18 protein-coding genes are annotated in these 20,523 nt (G+C 73.2%); 8 read left to right on the forward strand and 10 right to left on the reverse strand.

The window, feature by feature from the left end:
• Nucleotides 1-118: 118 nt before the first annotated feature.
• From E1281_RS08960 to E1281_RS08980, 5 genes are read right to left on the reverse strand one after another with little or no spacing between them, the layout of a single operon-like run.
• Nucleotides 119-391 carry a hypothetical protein gene (locus E1281_RS08960; protein ID WP_131876805.1) on the reverse strand — a complete coding sequence of 91 codons (273 nt, stop codon included), beginning with the start codon at nucleotides 389-391 and terminating at the stop codon, nucleotides 119-121.
• A gap of 41 nt (nucleotides 392-432) precedes the next feature.
• A complete protein-coding gene (locus tag E1281_RS08965; protein WP_131876833.1) occupies nucleotides 433-1,215 on the reverse strand; it encodes a sirohydrochlorin chelatase in 783 nt (260 codons plus the stop codon).
• A gap of 20 nt (nucleotides 1,216-1,235) precedes the next feature.
• A complete protein-coding gene (locus tag E1281_RS08970; RefSeq protein ID WP_131876806.1) occupies nucleotides 1,236-1,946 on the reverse strand; it encodes a phosphoadenylyl-sulfate reductase in 711 nt (236 codons plus the stop codon).
• A complete protein-coding gene (locus E1281_RS08975; protein WP_347813276.1) occupies nucleotides 1,943-2,140 on the reverse strand; it encodes a hypothetical protein in 198 nt (65 codons plus the stop codon). Before E1281_RS08975 ends, E1281_RS08970 begins: the two co-directional genes overlap by 4 nt.
• Nucleotides 2,137-3,789 (reverse strand): nitrite/sulfite reductase, encoded by a 1,653-nt coding sequence (locus E1281_RS08980; RefSeq protein WP_131876807.1) that lies wholly within the window; start codon nucleotides 3,787-3,789, stop codon nucleotides 2,137-2,139. The genes E1281_RS08975 and E1281_RS08980 overlap by 4 nt, the downstream gene beginning before the upstream one ends.
• A gap of 683 nt (nucleotides 3,790-4,472) precedes the next feature.
• Here E1281_RS08980 and E1281_RS08985 point away from each other — a divergent pair.
• The 3 genes from E1281_RS08985 (at nucleotide 4,473) to E1281_RS08995 (ending at nucleotide 7,574) form a co-directional block, all read left to right on the forward strand.
• On the forward strand, nucleotides 4,473-5,681 hold the full coding sequence (locus tag E1281_RS08985) for a YihY/virulence factor BrkB family protein (RefSeq protein ID WP_243716726.1): 1,209 nt from the start codon (nucleotides 4,473-4,475) through the stop codon (nucleotides 5,679-5,681).
• Between the two features lie 39 nt (nucleotides 5,682-5,720).
• Complete coding sequence (locus tag E1281_RS08990; protein ID WP_131876808.1) at nucleotides 5,721-6,752, forward strand: aryldialkylphosphatase; 1,032 nt, start codon at nucleotides 5,721-5,723, stop codon at nucleotides 6,750-6,752.
• Nucleotides 6,753-6,869: 117 nt separating this feature from the next.
• A complete protein-coding gene (locus E1281_RS08995) occupies nucleotides 6,870-7,574 on the forward strand; it encodes a phosphoribosyltransferase family protein (RefSeq protein ID WP_131876809.1) in 705 nt (234 codons plus the stop codon).
• 281 nt (nucleotides 7,575-7,855) lie between these two features.
• On the opposite strand, the gene E1281_RS09000 is transcribed toward E1281_RS08995, so the two are convergent.
• From E1281_RS09000 to E1281_RS09015, 4 genes are all read right to left on the reverse strand, one after another.
• Entirely contained in the window at nucleotides 7,856-8,152 is a 297-nt protein-coding gene (locus tag E1281_RS09000; protein ID WP_021600082.1) for a WhiB family transcriptional regulator, read from the reverse strand.
• 184 nt (nucleotides 8,153-8,336) lie between these two features.
• Complete coding sequence (locus E1281_RS09005) at nucleotides 8,337-9,245, reverse strand: sucrase ferredoxin (protein WP_131876810.1); 909 nt, start codon at nucleotides 9,243-9,245, stop codon at nucleotides 8,337-8,339.
• 77 nt (nucleotides 9,246-9,322) lie between these two features.
• A complete protein-coding gene (locus E1281_RS09010; protein WP_131876811.1) occupies nucleotides 9,323-10,870 on the reverse strand; it encodes a glycerol-3-phosphate dehydrogenase/oxidase in 1,548 nt (515 codons plus the stop codon).
• An 88-nt stretch (nucleotides 10,871-10,958) separates the two neighbouring features.
• Nucleotides 10,959-11,582 (reverse strand): TetR/AcrR family transcriptional regulator, encoded by a 624-nt coding sequence (locus E1281_RS09015; RefSeq protein WP_131876812.1) that lies wholly within the window; start codon nucleotides 11,580-11,582, stop codon nucleotides 10,959-10,961.
• 73 nt (nucleotides 11,583-11,655) lie between these two features.
• Here E1281_RS09015 and E1281_RS09020 point away from each other — a divergent pair, with 73 nt between their 5' ends.
• The 5 genes from E1281_RS09020 (at nucleotide 11,656) to E1281_RS09040 (ending at nucleotide 18,996) form a co-directional block, all read left to right on the forward strand.
• A complete protein-coding gene (locus E1281_RS09020) occupies nucleotides 11,656-13,374 on the forward strand; it encodes an FAD-binding oxidoreductase (RefSeq protein ID WP_131876836.1) in 1,719 nt (572 codons plus the stop codon).
• A gap of 5 nt (nucleotides 13,375-13,379) precedes the next feature.
• Nucleotides 13,380-14,300: a diacylglycerol kinase family protein gene (locus tag E1281_RS09025; RefSeq protein ID WP_131876813.1), complete on the forward strand. Its 921-nt coding sequence runs from the start codon at nucleotides 13,380-13,382 to the stop codon at nucleotides 14,298-14,300.
• 437 nt (nucleotides 14,301-14,737) lie between these two features.
• Nucleotides 14,738-16,252: a metallophosphoesterase family protein gene (locus E1281_RS09030; RefSeq protein WP_131876814.1), complete on the forward strand. Its 1,515-nt coding sequence runs from the start codon at nucleotides 14,738-14,740 to the stop codon at nucleotides 16,250-16,252.
• 155 nt (nucleotides 16,253-16,407) lie between these two features.
• Nucleotides 16,408-16,899, forward strand: a complete 492-nt coding sequence (locus tag E1281_RS09035) for a DUF4234 domain-containing protein (protein WP_131876815.1) — start codon at nucleotides 16,408-16,410, stop codon at nucleotides 16,897-16,899.
• A 363-nt stretch (nucleotides 16,900-17,262) separates the two neighbouring features.
• Complete coding sequence (locus E1281_RS09040) at nucleotides 17,263-18,996, forward strand: bifunctional 3'-5' exonuclease/DNA polymerase (protein WP_131876816.1); 1,734 nt, start codon at nucleotides 17,263-17,265, stop codon at nucleotides 18,994-18,996.
• Between the two features lie 218 nt (nucleotides 18,997-19,214).
• Here the strand turns inward: E1281_RS09040 and E1281_RS09045 are convergent, their stop codons facing one another.
• Nucleotides 19,215-20,477, reverse strand: coding sequence for a flavin-dependent oxidoreductase (locus E1281_RS09045; RefSeq protein WP_131876817.1), 1,263 nt, complete (start codon nucleotides 20,475-20,477; stop codon nucleotides 19,215-19,217).
• Between the last annotated feature and the right edge of the window lie 46 nt (nucleotides 20,478-20,523).

The following is a 20,523-nucleotide window of genomic DNA, read 5'->3' on the forward strand; positions in this document are numbered from 1 at the left end:
CGTCCCCGTCGTCCACGTCACCGCCCACGCCATCATGGGCGACGTCAAGATCGTCGACGACGAGCACCACGCCCCGCTGCGCCGCGCATTCGCCTCCTGGTGGAAGCAGAAGAAGTAGCTACCGGCGGGAGTCGTCGTGGCGTTCGGCCTCCTCGACGCCCTCCTCGTCGGGCGGCAGCGTGTCGGGGTGCTCGATCTCCACGCCCGGCGTGCCGGTGCCGCTGGTGCCGTGCCCGCCCGCGGCGGGGCGCCGAGCGGAGCCCGTCGATCGACCGGTGGCGGGTGAGGCCCGGCGGACGGTCCGCCCTCGGGCGTCGGAGTCCTCGTTGACCGGCGCGAAGTCGCGGTCGTGCGTCTGCTCCGGCTCGTGTCCGGAATCGTCGTGCTTCATGGCAGCCCGCATACCCGCCCGGCCGGGCGCCGAACGCCCGGTCAGACCGCGGTCGCGGTACGGGAGGCGACCAGCGCCTCGTCGTAGCGGCGGACGACCAGCTCGGCGACCTCCGGGGCCGCGCCGAGCACGGGGGAGACCGCGGCGGCTCCGGCGTCCAGCGCGGCCGTCCGGACCTTGTCGGCGAAGTAGCCCGGCGCCAGGAAGTAGGACGCCACCGCCACGCGCGGCGCGCCGGCGTCCAGCAGGGCCGCCACCGCCTCGGCCGGTCCCGGGCTCGCGGCGGAGGCGTAGGCCGGGACGACGTCCCGCCAGCCGCGCGGCCGCCACTCGCGCGCGAGCCGTGCGATGGTGGCGTTGGCGGAGGCGTGGCTCGACCCCGCCGAGACCAGCACGACGGCCGTGTCCGGGTCGCCGGGCTCGACGCCGGCGTCGGACAGGCGGCGCTCCAGCGCGTCCATCAGGAGCCCGTGCGGGCCCAGCGTCTCGGCCGTGTGCAGGCGCAGCCGGGGATGCCGGGCGCGGACCCGGCTCAGCACCCCCGGGATGTCGGTCTTGCTGTGGTACGCGGCCGTCAGCAGCAGCGGCAGCACGACGGCGCCGTCCTCCGGCCCCCACCCACCACCGATCAATCGACGAGCCCCGCTCGGCCGCTCAGCGTCCCGGGCGAGGCCGTCCAGGACGCGGTCGGGCGCGGGCGGGCCGTGGTCCAGGAACGAGGCGTGGACGGGCACGTCCGGCCGGCGGTCCCGGACGCCGTCGAGCAGTTCGGTGACGGTCGCGGCGGCGCGCGGGTCGCGGCTGCCGTGCGCCACCGCGACCATCGGCGCCGCCGTCGGCCGGCTCACAGGTGGATACCGCACTCGGTCTTGCCCAGCCCGGCCCAGCGGCCGCTGCGGGGGTCCTCGCCGGGCGAGACCGGGCGGGTGCACGGCGCGCAGCCGATCGAGGGGTAGCCGTCGTAGTGCAGCGGGTTGACCAGCACCCCGTTGTCCTCGATGTAGTTGTCCATGTCCTCCTGGGACCAGTCCAGGATCGGGTTCACCTTGACCATGCCGCGCTTGCGGTCCCACTCGACGACGCGGCGGTCGCGGCGGCTCGCGGTCTCGTCCCGGCGGATGCCGCTGAACCAGGCCATGTAGCCCTCCAGCGCGCGTCCGAGCGGCTCCACCTTGCGCAGGTGGCAGCACAGGTCGGGATTGCGGCCGAACAGCCGGGGGCCGAGCGCGGCCTCCTGCTCCTCGACCGTGCGGGACGGGGTGACGTTGACGACGTTCACCGGGTAGACGGCCTCGACCGCGTCCCGGGTGCCGATCGTCTCGGCGAAGTGGTAGCCGGTGTCGACGAACAGGACGTCGATGCCCGGCTTGACCTTCGACACCAGGTGGATCAGCGCGGCGTCCGACATGGACGAGGTGAGGCAGATGCGGTCGCCGAACGTGGCGGAGGCCCAGCGGATGATCTCCAGCGTGGACGCGTCCTCCAGCGCGGCGGCCGCCGATTCGACGACGTCTTCGAGGTCGAGGGCAGGTCTGTCGGTCTCCAGAAGGGTCACCGAGGGGTCTCCTTGTTCACGGTGCCGGGCGTGCCGACACCGAGGAATTTCAACGTGAAGGAACGGACGCAGTCGGGGCAGAACCACGAACCGTGCTCCTCGCGCGGTTCGAGGTTCTCTTCGCCGCAGTACGGGCAGTAGAACGGCGCCATCCGCTCACCGCCCGGGGACGCCCCGGGGGTCGCTGCGCTCACTTGAGGTCCGCTTCGTCGGCGCGGTGCACCCACTCGGCGAACGTCTCGCCCTCGTCGCGCTGCTTGTCGTAGTTGCGGACGACCCGTTCGATGTAGTCGGTCAGCCCGGCCGACGTGGTCTTCAGCCCGCGGACCTTCTTGCCGAACGAGGCGCCGAGCTGTCCGCCCAGGTGGATCTGGAACCCCTCGACCTGGTCGCCGTTCTCGTCCACGACCAGCTGGCCCTTCAGGCCGATGTCGCCGACCTGGATGCGGGCGCAGGCGTTGGGGCAGCCGTTGACGTTGATGGTGAGCGGCTGGTCGAAGTCCGGGAGCCGCTTCTCCAGCTCGTCGATCAGGTCCATGGAGCGCTGCTTGGTGTCGACGATCGCGAGCTTGCAGTACTCGATGCCGGTGCACGCCATCGTCTGGCGCCGGAACGTGGACGGGCGGACCTGGAGGTCGTGCTCGGCCAGCGCGTCGGCGAGCGCCTCGGTGTTCTCCTCCGGGACGTCCAGGATCACCATCTTCTGCTCGATGGTCGTCCGCACCCGGCCCGAGCCGTACCGGTCGGCCAGGTCGCCGATGACGCCGAGCATCTCACCGCTCACACGGCCCACGCGGGGGGCGAACCCGACGTAGAAGTTGCCGTCCTGCTGCGGGCGGATGCCGACGTGGTCGCGCCGGGCGGTCGGCGCGGCGGGCTCGGGGCCGTCCGGCAGCGCGTACCCGAGGTACTCCTTCTCCAGCACCTCGCGGAACTTCTCCGCGCCCCAGTCCTTCATCAGGAACTTCAGCCGGGCGCGGCTGCGCAGCCGCCGGTAGCCGTAGTCGCGGAAGATCGAGGTGACGCCGTGCCAGACCTCGGTGGCCTGCTCCGGCTTGACGAACACGCCGAGGCTCTGCGCGAACATCGGGTTGGTGGACAGCCCGCCGCCGACGTACAGCTGGTAGCCGGTCTCGCCCTCCTCGTTCACCACGCCCACGTACGCGATGTCGTTGATCTCGTGGACGGTGCAGTGCGAGGTGCAGCCCGACAGCGCCGTCTTGTACTTGCGCGGCAGGTTGGAGAACTCGGGGGAGCCGATGTAGCGGTCGTGGATGTCGCGCAGCTGCGGCGTCGCGTCGATGACCTCGTCGGCGGCGATCCCGGCGAGCGGGCAGCCGATGATGGTGCGCGGGACGTCCCCGCACGCCTCCATCGTGTGCAGCCCCACGGCCTCGAGCGCCTCCCAGATCGCCGGGACGTCCTCGATCCGCACCCAGTGCAGCTGGACGTTCTGCCGGTCGGTGATGTCGGCGGTGCCGCGGGCGTACCGGGTCGAGACGTCGGCGATCGTGCGGAGCTGCGGGCCGCTCAGCTGGCCGCCGTCGATCCGCACCCGCATCATGAAGTAGCGGTCCTCGAGCTCCTCGTCCTCCAGCGCACCGGTCTTGCCGCCGTCGATGCCGGGCTTGCGCTGGGTGTACAGGCCCATCCAGCGGAACCGGCCGCGCAGGTCGGCGGGGTCGATCGAGTCGAATCCGCTCTTGGAGTAGATGTCGATGATGCGGCGGCGGACGTTCAGGCCGTCGTCGTTCTTCTTGTTCTCTTCGTTCTTGTTGAGCGGTTCGCGGTAGCCCAGGGCCCACTGGCCCTCGGCCTTCTTGCGCTTGATCGCGGGTGGCACGGCGCGCGTCCTCGTCTGTGGTCGTGGAGGACGCGTAGCGCACCGGCAGTCAGAGGCAGCCGGCTCGACGCTGAGCAGGGTGAGGTCAAAGATGACGCCGATACGCCACGCGCCCGGCTGAGCAGGGGCGTGTTCGGGGCGTCACCGACAGATCGCGCTGCGGACGCGCAGGAAGTCGACGTGCCGGCGCTTGGCCAGCAACGGGTCCGCAGCAGTCATACCTGAACTCTGACACGCGGTCTCGCGAACTGTCCAGTTACGTCCGGCGCGCGGACGGGTGAGATACGTCATCATCCCTGGCGCCTCCAGTTGACCGGAGGCTCCGCCGGCGGGACTTCGTCGTCCTGGCCCCGTCGCCGCTCGCCCTCGGGCGGCGCCGGGACGGGCTGGTGCTGGCAGTCGCACCAGGATCCGCCGCGGCACTCCCCGTGGCGGCGTTCTCGGCAGGACTGGCAGATCATGTCATCCATTGTCGCCTATGAAGCCAAGTGCCCGGTTCATCGGCCGGCAGGCTGATAATGATCACGATCCGATCGACGTTCCGGGTCGTCCAAGCGGGTATGAGCCAAGCGATGCGTGGGGGACGGACCGCACGCCCAGGCGATGCTCGGGGTGGGGGAGGCGATCACTGAAATGGGCCACGCGCCATGTTCCGGGTACACAACGCCCTACGCTGGGTCGGTGTGACCACCGTCTCCGGCGCCGAGGGCGTCCCCACCGCCGGGGACGCCGACCAGGACGAGGGCCGGGGCGCGTCGATCCCGGCCGCCGCCCCGCGCGGCCGCGACGCGGTGGGCGCCGGCGCCGGTGTCCCGGAGTCCGGCGGTTCCGACACGAGTGGTTCTGAGGCGAGCGCGCCTGACGCGGGCGGCCTCGAGCCGGGCGATCCCGGTGGCCCTGATCCCGGTGACCCGGAGCCGGGCCGCCGCGAGCGACTGCGCGACCGTGCCCGCACGGCCGCCGTCGCGTCCCCGCGGATCGCCTGGGACCTGACCAAGGGCACCGCGGTCGGCGCGTTCCGCTACCGGGTGACCGGCCTGGCCGCCGAGGCCGCGTTCTTCGCGCTGCTGTCGCTGCCGCCGCTGGTCATCGGGCTGATCGGCACGATGGGCCACCTGAGCGGCATGCTCGGCCCCGGCACCGTCGACGAGATCCGCACCTGGGTGATCGACCAGTCCGGCACCGTGCTGACGGCCCCGACCATCGACACGGTCGTCGTCCCGCTGATCGACGGCGTGATCGCGGGCGGCAGCCCCGACATCATCTCGCTCAGCTTCCTGCTCTCCCTGTGGGCGGGGTCGCGGGCGACGAACGTCTACATCGACACGATCAGCATCGCCTACGGGCTCTCGGGCATCCGCGGCGTGATCCGCACCCGGCTGCGCGCGTTCTTCCTGTACCTGATCGGCCTGCTGGTCATGCTGATCGTCATCCCGATGCTGGTGGCGGGGCCCACGCTGGTGCAGCGGGCGCTGCCGGAGAGCGCCGAGTTCGTCCAGGCCCTCTACTGGCCGGTCGTGGTGAGCCTGTCGATCGTCTTCCTCGCGACCCTGTACCACCTGAGCGTCCCGGTGCGGACGTCCTGGTGGCGCGACCTGCCCGGCGCCGTCCTGGCGCTGCTCATCTGGATCGTCGGCAGCTTCGGCCTGCGGCTCTTCCTGGCCGGGTCGCTCAGCGGCGTGTCGCTGTACGGGCCGCTGTCCGCCGCGATCGCGGTCCTCGCCTGGCTGTACGTGGCGGCGCTCGCGGTGCTGATCGGCGCCGCGCTGAACGCCGAGATCGACCTGCGGTGGCCCGGCGCAGACACCGCGCGGGCGCGGGCCGTCCGCGAGGCGCAGGCCGGGAAGGCGGAGGACGACGGCGCCACGGAGGGTAAAAACAACCCCGGTTAAGGTCCTGATAAGGCAATACATGTCGTAACCTCGCGTGACATGACCCCCCGTGTGGAGACCGGCCGGCTCCGGACCGTGACCGGCATGATCGCGACGTCCGACATCACCGGACCGGTGCTCTCCCACGAGCACCTGCAGATGGACCTGCGCTGGCCGGCGCGCCCGAAACTGGCCGGGTCCGACCCGGGCCGCTGGCTGGACGAGGAGAAGTCCGTCCAGCGGGAGCTGACCGCGCTGCGCAAGGAGCACGGGCTCGGCCTGGTCGTGGACCTCACCTGCTCCGGCATGGGACGCAACGCCGCCGCGCTCGCCCGGATCAGCGCGGGCGCCCGCGTGGCCGTGGTCGCCGGGACCGGCGTGTTCACCGAGCCGTTCCATCCCCCGTTCGTCCGGGAGGCCCTCGCCGCGGACACCGCGCCGAGTCCTTCCGGGGGGACGACCCCCCGGGCACCCCGGCAACGGCCGGACGGCCCGTCCGGCGTCGAGCGGCTCGCCGAGCGGCTGCTCGCCGAGGTCGGCTTCGGCATGGACGGCACCAACTCGCTGCCGGGGGTCATCGGCGAGATCGGCACCTGGGGCGAGGCGCCCACCGAGACCGAGGAGCTGTGCCTGCGCGCCGCCGCGCGGGCCGCCCGCTACTCCGGGCTGTCGGTGGCGACCTACGGCCGCGCGGGCCTGGCCCAGCTGGAGATCCTCACCGCCGCCGGGCTGTCCCCGGAGCGCGTCGCGGTCGGGCAGCAGGACCGGGTGGACGACCCCGGCCAGCACCGCAAGATCGCCGAGTCGGGCGGCTACGTCTCGTTCGGCACCCTCGGCCTCGCGGGGGACGACCACGCGGCCGTCGGGGCCCGCGTCCGGTGCGTCATGGACCTGCTGGAGGCCGGGCACGCCTCCCGGGTCCTGCTGAGCACCGGCATCTCCCGGATGGCGCAGGTCACCCGGTACGGCGGCGCCGGCTTCGGATACCTGTTCGACACGTTCCTGCCGGCCCTGCGGGCCGCTGGCGCCGACGACGCGACGCTGGAGACGATCCTGCGGGACAATCCGCTCCGCTGGCTGACCGGCGCCTGAGCGCGCCGACCTGCGGCGCGGGCCCTCTCTGAGAGGTGGGACGCCGCACCCGGGCGGCGGTCGGACCGGTGCGCGTTCCGGGAGTGGGTAGGGGTTTCCCCGGAAGGGGGTGCGCCGATGTCCTGGAACAGATCCGCACGTGACGACGTCCAGCAGACCGAGAGCGTCCGGCTCCCCTACACCGACCGAGCCGAGGCGGGCCGGGTCCTCGCCGAGCGGCTCGCGCCGATGGGCCTGGAGGGCGCGGCCGTGCTCGCGCTGCCGAGGGGAGGCGTCCCCGTCGGGCATGAGATCGCGCGGCGGCTGGGCTCCCCGCTGGAGGTCCTGGTGACCCGCAAGATCGGGTACCCGCCGCAGCCGGAGCTCGGCGTCGGGGCGATCGCCGAGGGCGGCTCCCCGGTGTTCGACGCCGGCCTGCTGCGCCGGCTGGGGCTGCGCGAGGGCGACCTGGAGGCCACGGTCGCGGCCGAGCGCGCCGAGCTGGGCCGCCGTGTCGAGGCCTACCGGCGCGGACGGCCGCTGCCGGAGACGGCGGGCCGGCCGGTGATCGTCGTGGACGACGGGCTCGCCACCGGCGGGACCGCGCGGGCCGCCGTGCGCGCGCTGCGCGAGCGCGGGCCGTCCCGGCTGGTCCTGGCGGTGCCGGTGGGCGCCGCGGAGACCGTCCACGGTCTGGAGGCCGAGGTGGACGACATGGTGGTGCCGGCCGCGCCGTGGGAGTTCCGCGCGGTCGGCCAGTGGTATCGCGACTTCGAGCAGCTCACCGACGACGACGTGATCGCCTGGCTGGACCGGGCGGCGCGCGACCGGGAGACGGGCTGACCCCGGGCCCCCGCCGGGCACCGGGCGGGGGCGCGGGCAAGAAAGGTGCGGTGATTTTCGGAAAATGGCCGCATCGCGATGAGGGCTGCGGTAAAAGCGCGGTTCCGCGGAAAGGCGGGGCGATCTGAGTCACATGTGACGCAGATGTGATGAAGCGCCCGGCTCCGGTCCGTGCGGACCGGAGCCGGGCAACGCAAACGGCCCCGCGGGGCGGGGCCGTGTCGTTTCTCGGTGGCGTGCCGGGGTTCGCGATGGGAGCGTTCTGGCGGCCTGCGTAGTGGCTAGGCGGCGTTGGCGCGACGCATCCGGCGGCGGCGCTCGGACGCGCGCTCGTCTTCGTTCAGACCGCCCCACGTGCCGTACTTCTCGGGCCTGGACACGGCGTAGTCCAGGCACTCCGTGCGGACGGGGCAGCCCATGCAGATCTGCTTCGCCTTGCGTTCACGGATCTCCCGCTCGGGCTGACGCTCGCCGTCGGGGCCGAAGAAGAGGACGAGGTCTTCCCCCCGGCACGCCGCGGCGTCCTGCCAGCCCCAGCTGGGACGAGGGAGGTTTGCCTGCCGACGTACCTGAGCCATGGAACACCCACCTTGATTGGTTCGAACAATTTCAGGACATGGACGCTCGACATGCTTCAGGCGACGTGAAGTCAGAAGCGCCGAATGGTCCAACGTCCGGAGCCGCCGCTCTGTTCCCCGTCCGGTTAAGCCGGAAACCTGGGGACGTGCGACAGGGAGACCCTCGAATGGGGCCTCCGAGAGATTACACGAGGGCCGCCTCGTTGAGAAGGGTGAGTTCCCTAACAACGTAGGTTTTCAAGTTCTCCCCGCAGTCCGGCCCGCACGGGGCGGACTGCTGCGCGGTCTCCATGACGACCCGGTAACGGCTCTCCTGTACGGCAACGACCGATTCGTACCGAGATGTTCCACCCGTGAGCGACACCACGTTCACGGCGTCCAGCCCCAGCCTGCCGGTGTGCGCGCGGACGAAGTGCTCGGCGGCCTGCGCCGCCTCGGGCGTCCCCGCGCGTCCGCGCAGCCTGTCGAGGACGACCTCGCCCCGCAGATAGGCGTCGACGGCCGTCACGGCCTGAGCCTCGCCCAGTTCCCCGTAGTAGATCCCGTGTGGAAGACATACCAAATTCGCTGCAAATCGGTCACCGCCGACATGGGTGGTTTCCCAGACGAGGCGATCGAAACGCGCGGTGAGGGCGCGGGCCAGCGGCGCCCCGGTCCGGGCGCAGCAGGCGTTGCGGCGCCCGTGCGTGCAGACCAGCAGGACCGGCTCGGCCACCGGCTCCCCGAGGCCGGGCGTCCGGCCCGCGGCGAGGGCGTCCAGGTCGAGCGCCGCCAGCTCCGCGGGATCGGCCAGTTCCCGTCCCTCGATCCACACCTCGTCTCCGTGCGAGAACGCGGCGTGGACCTGGACGGGCGGGCTGCCGCGGCGGCGTCCCGGCCGGCGGATCAGCTGGGGCCGGACGCCCGCCCGCTGTGCCGCGCGGACCGCCTCGGCGACCGGCGCGGGTTCCGCGAGGTCCTCGACGCGCTCGGGCCACGGGCCGGGATGCTCGATGAGCAGCCAGGCGCGCGCCTTCGCGGTCGCGCTCGCCAGGCACGGCCGCTCGCCCGTGTGGCTGCCGGGACAGTGCCCGCAGCCGTTTCCGCGCGTCAAGAGGAGACCCCCCGTCGATCTTCAAGCGATTAGGTAAGGGTAACCTAACACCGCGGCCTGAAACCAGGTGGGCGGAATCAGCGCACTGCGGCGCGTGGGAGCAGTGCCTCCGCGGCCGGCAGCGCCACCGCCCGGTCGGACGCGACGAGCCCGATCCGGGTGCGGCGGTCCAGCAGGTCGCCCGTGTCGAGGGCGCCCTCGTGCCGGACCGCCCAGGCCAGCTCCGCACCGAGCACCGGCAGCCCCGGGACGACCGGTTCGAGCAGGGCCGGGTCCTCGTCGGCGAGCGCGGTCAGCAGGGGCGCCTCCACCCCGTACCGCTGGACGAGGCGCGGCGGCGCGTCCAGGACGTCCAGCCGGTCCCGCGCGGCCGCGCCGGCGAGCGGCAGCCGGGCGGTCCGGCTCGGCCCGGCGTCGAGGCCGCGGACGCGGATCGCCGCGTCCACCGCGTCCTGTGCCATCCGCCGGTACGTGGTGAGCTTGCCGCCGACGATCGTGACGACGCCGTCCCGGGAGGGCAGCACGGCGTGCCGCCGGGAGATGTCGGCGGTGTCGCGGCCGTGGCCGAGGTCCAGCAGGGGGCGCAGCCCGGCGAACGCGCCGAGGACGTCCGATCGCCGGACGGGCACGTCCAGCGCCGAGCCGAGGATGTCGAGCAGGAACCCGATCTCGCCCTCGGTCGGCTCGGGCACGTCCGGGATCGGCCCGTCCGCGGGCTCGTCGGTGAGGCCCACGTAGAAGCGGCCGTCGTCCTGCGGCAGCACCAGCATGAACCGGCTCACCGCGCCCGGGACCGGGATCTGCATCCCGGCCGACAGCCCGCGCAGGGAGCCCGCGCCGATCACGATGTGGATGCCGCGCGACGGGCGCAGCCGCACCCCCTCCACCAGGCCGCCCGCCCAGACGCCGGCGGCGTTCACCACCGACCGCGCCCGGACGGTGATCTCCCGGCCGGTCAGCTCGTCCCGGACGAGCGCGCCGTCACCGGTCAGCGTGACCGCCCGGCAGCGGGTGAGGATGCGGGCGCCGTGCCCGGCGGCCGTCCGGGCGAGCGCGGTGACCAGGCGGGCGTCGTCGGCGAGCTGCCCGTCCCACGACAGCAGCCCGCCGCGCAGCCCGTGGGCCCGCAGCGGCGGCGCGAGCCGCAGCGTCTCGACCGCCGAGAGGCGGCGCGGGCCGGGGAGCACCGAGCGCGGGGTGCGGGCGGTGAGCCGCAGGACGTCCCCCGCCGCCAGCGCGGCGCCGACGGCGAGCGCGCGGGAGCCGGGCACGATCGGGGTCAGCGGCATCACGAACGGCAGCGCGCGGACGAGGTGCGGGGCGGTGCGCCTCATCAGCGCGCCCCGCTCGACCGCGCTCTCGTGCGCCACGCCGAACTGCCCGGACCCGAGGTAGCGCAGCCCGCCGTGGATCAGCTTGGAACTCCACCGCGACGTGCCGAACGCCAGGTCGTGGGCGTCGATCGCGGCGACCGACAGCCCCCGCGACGCGGCGTCCAGCGCGGCCCCCGCCCCGGTCGCGCCGAGGCCGACGACCAGGACGTCCACCACCTCGTCCGGCAGGGCGGCGAGCTCGCGTTCCCGTCGCGCCGCGTTGAGGGACGTCCGTGCGTCGAAGCCGGTCATCAGGTCTCCTCCGTAGGCCCCGCCGTGCTCGGGCGGGGACGATGGGCGCGGCGGGGCCCGGCCGCGCCAACGGGCCGGGCCGGCCGGGTCACGGCGCGAGCATCCGTTCGAGGATGTGGCGGAGTCCGGCGTCGAAGGCGTCGGAATCGAGGTCGGAATCGGACTCGTCGAGCATCGTCGGCGCCGACAGCACGTAGGACTGGACGACCAGCAGCACCGACCGCGCCTGCCGGGCGGGATGGTCGCGGCGGACGGTGCCGTCGGCGTGCCCGGCCTTCAACCCCTCCTCGAACAGCTCCAGGAAGACCAGCTGGCTCGCGCCGAGGCGGTCCAGGACGTAGGGGAGCAGGAGCTCCGGATCCACCTCGATGATCTTGCGGAGCAGCGGGTGGTCGCGGAACGCCCGGACGCCGGCGACGACGCCGTCCACGAACCGGGGTCGCACGGGGCCGCCGTCCTCGGAAGGGTGCAGCGTGTCGCTCAGCCCGACCCACTCGCGGGTCATCAGGTCGGCGACGATCGTGCGGACGTCCGGCCATCGGCGGTACAGCGTCATCCGGGACACGCCGGCGCGGCGGGCGATGTCGGTCAGCGTCGTCCGGCGCACGCCGACGGCGAGCACGCAGTCGCGGGCGGCGTCCAGCACGGTGTCGTCGGCGGTCCGCCCGCCCTGCCCGTTGCGGTCCGGCTCGTTGTGACGATTCGACGTCATGTGTCACAGTGTAAGCACACATCCGAGATCGGCGGCACGCCGATGACGGGAGGCGCGGGTGGAGACGCGGGACATGCTGTGGAGCGGCTGGGGCGAACCCGAGCGGGCCGCGCCGCTGCCGGAGCCGGTGGTGGGGCTGCTGCGCGACATGCTGGGCGTCCGGCCCGCCGAACGGCCCCCGGCGGCGCTGGCGGAGGTGGAGGTCCCCGAGTGCCGGCTGGCGGCCGGTGACCTGACCGCGCTGTCGAAGATCGTGGGCGACGCGAACGTGCGCGCCGACACCGAGACGCGCGTCCGGCACACGCGGGGCAAGTCGACGCCCGACCTGCTGCGCATCCGCGGCGGCGAGGCCTCGGACGCGCCGGACGCGGTCGTCCTGCCCGGCGGGCACGACGAGGTCCTCGCCGTGCTGCGGTTCTGCGCCGGACGCCGGATCGCGGTGGTCCCGTTCGGCGGCGGCACCTCGGTCGTCGGCGGGCTCGCCCCCGAGCCGGGCGGCGGCGCGGCGGCCCCCCGCACGTTCGTCGCCCTGGACCTGCGCCGCATGGACGCGCTGGTCTCGGTCGACGAGGTCGCCCGGACGGCCGTCCTGCAGCCCGGGCTGCGCGCCCCGGACGCAGAGGCGCTGCTGGCGGAGCGCGGCTACACGCTCGGGCACTTCCCGCAGTCGTACGAGTGGGCGTCGATCGGCGGGTTCGCGGCCGCGCGGTCCAGCGGGCAGGCGTCCGCCGGATACGGACGCTTCGACGACATGGTGGTCGGGCTGACCGTCGCCACCCCCGAGGGCCCGCTGGACCTCGGCCGGGCGCCGAAGTCCGCCGCCGGGCCCGACCTGCGGCAGCTCGTCCTCGGCTCGGAGGGCGCGTTCGGCGTGATCACCTCCGTGACCGTGCGGATCCATCCCGTCCCTGAGGCCCGGGAGTACGAGGGCTGGCGGTTCGCGTCGTTCGACGAGGGCGCCGCCGCGCTGCGCCGGCTCGTCCAGGACGGCCCGCTGCCCGCGGTCCTGCGGCTGTCCGACGAGACCGAGACCATGATCGGACTGGCCGACCCGTCCGCCATCGGGTCCCCGGACGAAGCGCAGCCGGAGAGCGGGACGCCGAGCGGAGCTCGTCCGTTGGAAGGTGGTGGGCGGGGGCTGGAGGACGGGACGTCGAGCGGGGCCCGTCCTCTGGAAGGTGGTTCGAGCGGTGCGGGGTGTCTCGCCGTGCTCGGGTTCGAGGGGGCCGCGGAGCGGGTCGCCGACCGGCGGGCCAGAGCCGCGGACGTGATGCGCGCGGCCGGTGGCGAGCCGCTCGGCGCGGGTCCGGGCGAGAACTGGGAGCACGGCCGGTTCAACGCCCCCTACCTGCGCGACGCGCTGCTGGACGTGGGCGCCTTCGTCGAGACGCTGGAGACCGCCGCGTTCTGGACGGACGTCCCCAAGCTGTACGAGGCGGTCCGGTGCGCCCTGATCGGCGCCCTGTCCGGCGGGGGCACGCCTCCGCTGGTGATGTGCCACATCTCGCACGTCTACCCGTCCGGGGCCTCCCTCTACTTCACCGTCGTGTCCGCACAGGGTAAGGATCCGGTGGCGCACTGGGACGTGGCCAAGCGCGCCGCCAATGACGCGATCATCGACGCGGGCGGCACGATCAGCCATCATCACGGTGTGGGCACCGACCACCGCGACTGGTACGCCCGGGAGATCGGGCCGCTGGGCGCGGCGGTGATCCGCGCCGTCAAGGACCGGGTCGACCCGGCCGGAATCCTCAACCCCGGTGTCCTCGTCCCGCCTGCCGCAAAGGAGTAGCCATCATGCCGGAGCCCGTCCGTGACCACGGTGCGCGTTCGTTCACCGCGATCGTCAACCCGGCGGCGGGCGGCTCCGCGTCCGCCTCGTCGCTGATCACGCTGGCCCGGCTGCTGCGCGAGGCGGGCGCCGACGTCGCCGTCGAGTACAGCCGCGGCCTGGAGCACGCGGCCGGCGTCGCACGCGCCGCCGCCGGGACCGGGCGCGTGGTGCTCGGCGTCGGCGGCGACGGCATGGTCGGCTGCGTCGGCGGCGCCCTCGCCGGGCTGGACGCCGGGAAGGACGCGGTCTTCGGCATCGTCCCGGCGGGGCGCGGCAACGACTTCGCGCGGCAGCTCGGCGTTCCGTCCGACCCCGAGGAGCTGGCCAAGCTGCTGCTGGAGGGCGAGCCGCGGCCCGTGGACGCGATCGAGGCCAACGGCACGCCCGTCCTCGGCAGCGTCTACGCGGGCGTGGACGCCGTCGCCAACGACAACGCCAACAAGACCCGGCTGCTGCGCGGCTCCGCCGCCTACTACGTCGGGGCCCTGCGCGCGATCATCTCCTGGCGTGCCGCCGACTACCTGATCACCGTGGACGGCGAGTCGCGCTCGCGGCAGGGCTACACCGTCGTCGCCGCCAACTCCGGCTACTACGGGTTCGGCAGGCACATCGCCCCCGACGCGCGGGTGGACGACGGCCTCCTCGACGTGATCCTGATCCGCAACGGTCCCAAGAAGCTCTTCTTCGCCGTCATGCGGGAGCTGGAGGACGGCTCGCATGTGCGGCGGCCCGAGGTCGAGGTGATGCGGGGGCGCGAGGTGCGGATCGAGCTGGCCGGCCCGCCCGGCAGGACGCTCCCGTACGGCGCCGACGGCGAGCTGCCCGGCGTGCTGCCGGTCACGGCGAAGGTGATGCCGGGCGCGCTGCGCGTTCTGGCCCCCTGACCAGCGGCGGCCCCGGGTCCGCGGCTCTGGGGGTGAAGTTTCGGGTCGGTTTACGCTCGCATTACGGGCCTTCGGATAACGTCAGTTACGTCCCGTTAAGGGACCGTTGGGGCCGTCTGCGGACGCATCATGAGAAGGCGACTGCTCGCCGTTCTGGGGGGACTCATGATGAGCGCGGACGCCCTCGTCGTGGTGGCGCCGGCGTCTCTGGGGGTGGCGCCGGCGCCCACCGCGAGCACCTAACCACGGGCACGCACCACGGGCATCGACCACGGGCATCCGGGAAGATCACACGCTTGGCCGCGGCAAGTCGCTTGACTGCCGAGATCGCCTCCCGACAGGCTGTGACCAACCCCCTACCTGAGCCTTCCGCCCGGCGGTCTGCCCGGCCCCCGTGACACTCCGGACGGAGCGGCTCGATCCGCCGGAGGCGTCCTGTGTGTGCCGAGGAGTATCCCGTCCCCGACAACTCGCGCACCTCCGAGGCGGGCGCCGGGTGGGTCTGCCAGAAGCCCGGCACGTTCCACGATCGTCTGCCCCAGCGCGTCGCCGACTTCTCCTGGCGCCATCCCAGAGTGCTGTGGCGCTCCCGCAACGACGTACTCGCGCGCCTGTTCAGCGACCCGTCGAACGCGATCCGCCGCCGCTGCGTCGCCGCGCTGCGGGAGCGCGGGACACCGGCCGCGTTCACCGTCCACCGCTCGGAGCCGGAGTTCTCGTTCGCCCTGCTGGGCGACACCGGGGAGGGCGACCGGTCGCAGTACGCGGTGGTCCCGCCGCTGCTGAACGCCGCGGCAGGCACCGACTTCATGATCATCGCCAGTGACGTGATCTATCCGGCCGGGGACGCCGACCAGTACCCGGACAAGTTCTTCCGCCCCTACCAGGACTACCCGGCGCCCATCTACGCCCTGCCCGGCAACCACGACTGGTACGACGGCCTCCGCGGTTTCCTCCACGTCTTCTGCGACCTGGACGAGGACTGCTCGCCGCCGCCGTGGCGCGGCCCGCTCTCCTTCCTCCCCCGCCTCCTGTGGCGGCGCCCCGGCGAGGTCGACGCCGACGCGCTCGCGGAGGTCCGCCGCAGGTACCGGGGCGCCCCGGGGCAGCAGGGCGTCCAGCCGGGGCCGTACTGGGCGATCGACACGCCCTCCCTGCGCATCGTCGGGATCGACACGGGGATCACGGGCGTCGTCGACCGCGACCAGGGCCGCTGGCTGCGGGAGGTGTCCGGGGGACCGAAACCCAAGCTGCTCGTGACCGGAAAGCCGCTGTACGTGGACGACGAGCACCGCCCGGGGAAGATCGAGGGCGGCGGGACGGTCGACGAGATCGTCCGGGATCCGGCGCACAACTACGTCGCGGCCATCGGCGGCGACATCCACAACTACCAGCGCTATCCGCTGGCGACCGGCGACGGGCGAACGATCCAGTACATCGTCTCCGGCGGCGGAGGCGCGTTCATGCACGCGACCCACACGATCCCGCGGACGCGCGTGGTGGAGGAGGACCGCTTCCGCTGCTACCCGCTGCGCGGCGACTCCCTCTCCCGCTACAGCAAGCTGTACGGCCGGTGGCTGCGCCTGCCCAAGCTCTTCGAGCTCACCCCGGAGGACGCCACCGCCGCCGTCCGGCACCGGCTCGGCATCAGGCCGGGCCGCGGCTACGAGAGCCCGGCCCCGTCCCGCCGCGCCCGCTTCGTCGCGGTCGTCCTGGGCGTCCCGCGCGGCGACAAGCGCCGTCCCCGGATGCTGCGCGCCCCCGTCCACAAGCTGCCGCAGCGCTTCCGCTCCGAACTGGCCGACTGGGACGACCCGCCGTTCTTCAAGAGCTTCCTGCGCCTGGACGTGACCGAATCGGAACTCCGCATCCGCTGCCACGCCGCCACGGGCTGCGGTGACCACGAGGCGTCCCCGCCCTGCGAGGACGAGGTCACGATTCCGCTGCGCTAGCGGCCCGCGGCTTGGAGAATCGCCCAGAAATGTCGGCGAAGGCGGCGATGTCGGCGCGCGACGCGCGCCGATCCCGTTACTGTCTTCAGGCACCAACGGGTGACCGGTAACGGGCGGTCGACCGAAGAACGACCGCATCACAGGAGAGCGACTCAATGAGCTATCCCCAGCAGGGCCAGGGCCAGCAGCACGCCCATCAGGGCGGTTACGCGCCCGCACAGCAGCAGCAGGCGCCCGTCGCCGTCGGCGCGGGCGCGAACATGAAGCGCCGCAATCCGATCGGCGCCTGGCTCGGCCTGCCCATCATCACCTTCGGCATCTACGGCCTCGTGTGGTTCTTCAAGGTCCACAACGAGCTGCACGAGTACGACCGCCGCATCGGCAACTCCGCCGTGAACGCGTTGCTGTCCCTGCTCTTCGGCGCCATCACCTTCGGCATCTGGCCCCTGGTCATGTGGGTCAAGCTCGCGGGCCGCATCGCCGCCGCGCAGCGCGCCGCCGGCCTCCCCGCGACCTGCAGCGGAGGCATCGGCTTCCTGCTCGGCATCATCGGCTTCGGCGTCCTGTACTACCAGATCCAGCTCAACAAGATCGTCGACCGCTACGGCGACACCCCGGCAGGCCAGCAGGTCTCCCTCGTGGCGTAGTTGTCTGTAGTTCCCTTGGCGGTCGGGCCCTGGGGGCCCTCCCTTCGGCGGGCGCTGCGTGCGATCGCTGCATCGCTCCGGCTCGCCTTGCGGCTCGCTTCGCGATCAGGTTTCTCGCTTCGCTCGAAACCTGCCTTCGGACGCGATCGCAGCGGTTCCGGTTGTCGCGGGGTTGCTGTGGTGGCTGGTGTCGGCGCTGTAGTGGGTGCTGGTGGGTGTGGCGGCTTAGGAGAACTTCAGACTTGGAGAAGTGAAGGCTACGGCCCTGGCCTTCTGACTTGGGGACCCCTTCGTGCGCACCCGTCGCGGAGGGGTCTTCGCTTGTCCTCGGGTTCTGTCGGTGGCGGCGGTCAGAATGGGCGTGTGCGGATCGCGGTGGCTGCGGGGCCTGGGGACGGGGGAGTACTGCGGCCGCTCGATGAGGACGGGACGCCCGCCGGTCCTGTTCAGGACGTCTCCGATCTGGTCGCCGCCGTTCGGGAGTGGGAGCGGGGCGAGGCGCCGCGGTGGGTGTGGGCGTCCACGGCGCGGCTCTATCCCAGGCTGCTGGACGCGGGCCTGCGGGTGGGTCGCTGCCATGATCTGGAGCTGGTCGAGAACCTCCTGCTCGGGCACGCGGGGCGGCACGGGGAGCCGCGCTCGGTCCGGGCGGCGTGGGCGCGGTCGCGTGGGGAGCCCGTGCCGGCGGACCGGCCTCCGCAGGAAGAGCCGGCGCAGGCGTCGCTTTTCGACGACGGTGCGCACAAGGCCGCCGACGACATCGAGCAGATCGTCGCCGTGCACGCGGAGCAGCAGCGAGCCATGGCCGTGCTCGACGGGTTCGGGCTGCTCGGCGCGGCGGAGTCGGCGGGGGCGCTGGTGGCGGCCGAGATGACGCATGACGGGCTGCCGTGGTCGGCCGAGAAGCATGACGGGCTGCTCACCGAGCTGCTCGGGCCGCGCCCGTCCGGTGGCCTGCGGCCCCGCAGGCTCCAGGATCTCGCCGACCGGATCAGCGCGGCGTTCGGCCCGCGCACGCACGTCAACCCCGACTCCCCGGCGCAGATCCTCAAGGCGTTCGCGTCCGCGGGCCTGCCGGTCCCGTCCACGCGTGCGCACGTGCTCAAGCGGCTCGACCATCCGGCCGTGCCGCTGCTGCTGGAGTACAAGGAGCTCGCGCGGCTCCACGCCGCCCACGGCTGGGCGTGGCTGGACACCTGGGTCGGCGGCGGGCGGTTCCGTCCCGAGTACGTGGTCGGCGGCGTGGTGTCGGGGCGGTGGGCGACGAACGGCGGGGGCGCCCTGCAGATCCCGCGCGTCCTGCGCAGGGCCGTCGTCGCCGATCCCGGCTGGACGCTGGTCGTCGCGGACGCGGCCCAGCTGGAACCCCGGGTGCTCGCCGCCCTCGCGGGCGACCGGGCGTTCGCGGCCGCCGCCGCCCACGGCGACCTTTACGAGGCCCTCGCCGACGCCTTCGCCGGAGCGCCGAGCGGAGCTCGTCGGTTGGAAGGTGGCGGGTGGGGGCTGGAGGACGGTCTCTCCGCGCGGGACAAGGCCAAGCTCGCGCTGCTGTCCGCCATGTACGGGGGTGGGACGGGTGAGGCGGTGCAGCTTCTCGCCGTGCTCAAGAACCGGTTCCCCGACGCGTTCGAATACGTGGAGGCCGCCGCGCGGGCGGGGGAGCGCGGGCACCTCGTCCGGTCCCGGCTGGGCCGCACCTGTCCGCCGCCCTCGGCCGGATGGCGCGCACTGACCTCGGCCGGCGACGACGACGCGCCCTCGGGGTCGCGCCAGGGCACGGCGGCGCAGGCGCTGCGCAGCCGGGGGCGTTTCACCCGCAACTTCGTCGTCCAGGCCACCGCCGCGGACTGGGCGCTCGCGCTCCTCGGCTCCCTGCGCCGCCGCCTCACCCCGCTCGGCGTCCCGTCCTCCACCCCGCGGTTGGTGTTCTTCCAGCACGATGAAGTGATCGTGCATACGCCCGCCGAGCTGGCCGGGGACGTCGCGGACGCCGTCCGCGCCTCGGCGGACGAGGCGCGGCGGCTCCTGTTCGGCGATACCCCGGTCGTGTTCCCCATGGAGATCGCGGTCGTGGAACGCTACGCCGACGCCAAGTAGCAAGTAGGCCGCCAGGGCCCGGATGGTGTTGGCGGCGGCGGCCACGACGACCCGTGGACGCAAGCGCCCGTCGGTGCGCTCGGATACGTAACGGGCGCGCCGTCGTGGACGACGGCGACCTCCAGGGAGCGGCGCCAGTCCGGCGGGCCGCTGTGACAGAGACCTGAAGGCGCGGCGAGGCGGGGGCTCGCCGCGCCGTCGGAGCGGGGAGCGGGTGCTCAGCCGGAGGGCGTGTAGGACGGGCGGGTGTTGAGCGTCTCGACGTCGGAGAACGACGTCTGCCGGTAGGCGCCCGCGATGGTGTTCAGCTCGGCCGGCTCCAGGACGTCCTCGATCGCGTCGAAACCCCGCGGTGCGCGCTCGCTGACGGTCTGCAGGATGCGGTCGGCGGGCATGTCCCGGCAGGCCAGCACGATGCGGTTGACCGCTTCGCGGCGCTCGTGCTCGTAGCCGAGCAGCCCGTCGGCGGGATCGGCGGCCCTGGCCAGCTCGTGCGCCAGGACGCGGGCGTCGAGGACGGCCTGCGAACCGCCGTTGGAGCCGATCGGGTACATCGGGTGGGCGGCGTCGCCGAGCAGGGTCACCCGGCCGGACGTCCAGCGGTCGAGCGGGTCCCGGTCGACCATCGGGTACTCCAGGATCTCCGTCGTGGCGGCCAGCATCGCCGGGATGTCCAGCCAGTCGAACGTCCAGTCCGCGAAGTAGGGGAGCACGTCCTCCAGGCGGCCCGTCCGGTTCCAGTCGGCGGTGTCGTTGAGCCGGTCGCCGGCGAGCTTCACCTCCGCGACCCAGTTGAGGAGCGCCCGGCCGCGGCGCTCGGCGCGCATGGAGATCGGGTAGACGACCATCTTGGAGGCGGCGTTGCTGCCCGCGACGGCCAGGGCCCGCCCGTTCAGGAACGGCTCGCCCTCGGTGACGCCGCGCCACATCCTGATGCCGTTCCACCGCGGCGCGGTCTCGCCCGGGTGGAGCTGCGCGCGGACGGCGGAGTGCAGCCCGTCGGCGCCGATCAGCACGTCGGCCGTGGCGGTGCCGGCGGTCCCGGACGCGCGGTCGAGCAGGCGCGCGCGCACCTGCGTCCCGTCCTGCTCGAAGCCCTCGAACACGGTTCCGGTGCGGACGGCGTCCTTGCCGAGCCGTGCCAGGACCGCGTCGAGCAGCGTCATCTGCAGCTCCCCGCGGTGGATCGAGTACTGCGGCCACTTGTAGCCGAGCTCCCGCCCCCGGGGCTCGGCCCAGATACGGCCTCCGTACCGGTCGAAATGCACCATCTCGGCGGTCGGGATGCCGATCCCGGCCAGCTCGTCGCCGAGCCCCAGCTCGGTCAGCTCCCGGACGGCGTGGGGGAGCAGGTTGATGCCGACGCCGAGCGGCCGGAGCCGGACGGCGGAGTCGACGACGAGGGCCTCGACACCGGCCTCGTGCAGGCTCAACGCGGTGGTGAGCCCGCCGATCCCCGCACCCACGATGAGTACGCGCATGAATCGCCTCCCGTTCGTCCGGGGCAGGCGGGGCCGGTGTGGTGGC

The organism is Actinomadura sp. KC345 (assembly GCF_004348515.1).
Taxonomy (GTDB): Bacteria; Actinomycetota; Actinomycetes; order Streptosporangiales; family Streptosporangiaceae; genus Spirillospora.

What these genes read in the sequence shown, in the direction of transcription:
- E1281_RS08965 (WP_131876833.1), bottom strand. Translation starts at nt 1,215, where the DNA reads ATGGTCGCGGTGGCGCACGGCAGCCGCGACCCGCGCGCCGCCGCGACC.
- E1281_RS08960 (WP_131876805.1), bottom strand. Translation starts at nt 391, where the DNA reads ATGAAGCACGACGATTCCGGACACGAGCCGGAGCAGACGCACGACCGC.
- E1281_RS09010 (WP_131876811.1), bottom strand. Translation starts at nt 10,870, where the DNA reads ATGACCGGCTTCGACGCACGGACGTCCCTCAACGCGGCGCGACGGGAA.
- E1281_RS09020 (WP_131876836.1), top strand. Translation starts at nt 11,656, where the DNA reads ATGCTGTGGAGCGGCTGGGGCGAACCCGAGCGGGCCGCGCCGCTGCCG.
- E1281_RS09045 (WP_131876817.1), bottom strand. Translation starts at nt 20,477, where the DNA reads ATGCGCGTACTCATCGTGGGTGCGGGGATCGGCGGGCTCACCACCGCG.
- E1281_RS09025 (WP_131876813.1), top strand. Translation starts at nt 13,380, where the DNA reads ATGCCGGAGCCCGTCCGTGACCACGGTGCGCGTTCGTTCACCGCGATC.
- E1281_RS09035 (WP_131876815.1), top strand. Translation starts at nt 16,408, where the DNA reads ATGAGCTATCCCCAGCAGGGCCAGGGCCAGCAGCACGCCCATCAGGGC.
- E1281_RS08990 (WP_131876808.1), top strand. Translation starts at nt 5,721, where the DNA reads ATGACCCCCCGTGTGGAGACCGGCCGGCTCCGGACCGTGACCGGCATG.
- E1281_RS09015 (WP_131876812.1), bottom strand. Translation starts at nt 11,582, where the DNA reads ATGACGTCGAATCGTCACAACGAGCCGGACCGCAACGGGCAGGGCGGG.
- E1281_RS08995 (WP_131876809.1), top strand. Translation starts at nt 6,870, where the DNA reads ATGTCCTGGAACAGATCCGCACGTGACGACGTCCAGCAGACCGAGAGC.
- E1281_RS09000 (WP_021600082.1), bottom strand. Translation starts at nt 8,152, where the DNA reads ATGGCTCAGGTACGTCGGCAGGCAAACCTCCCTCGTCCCAGCTGGGGC.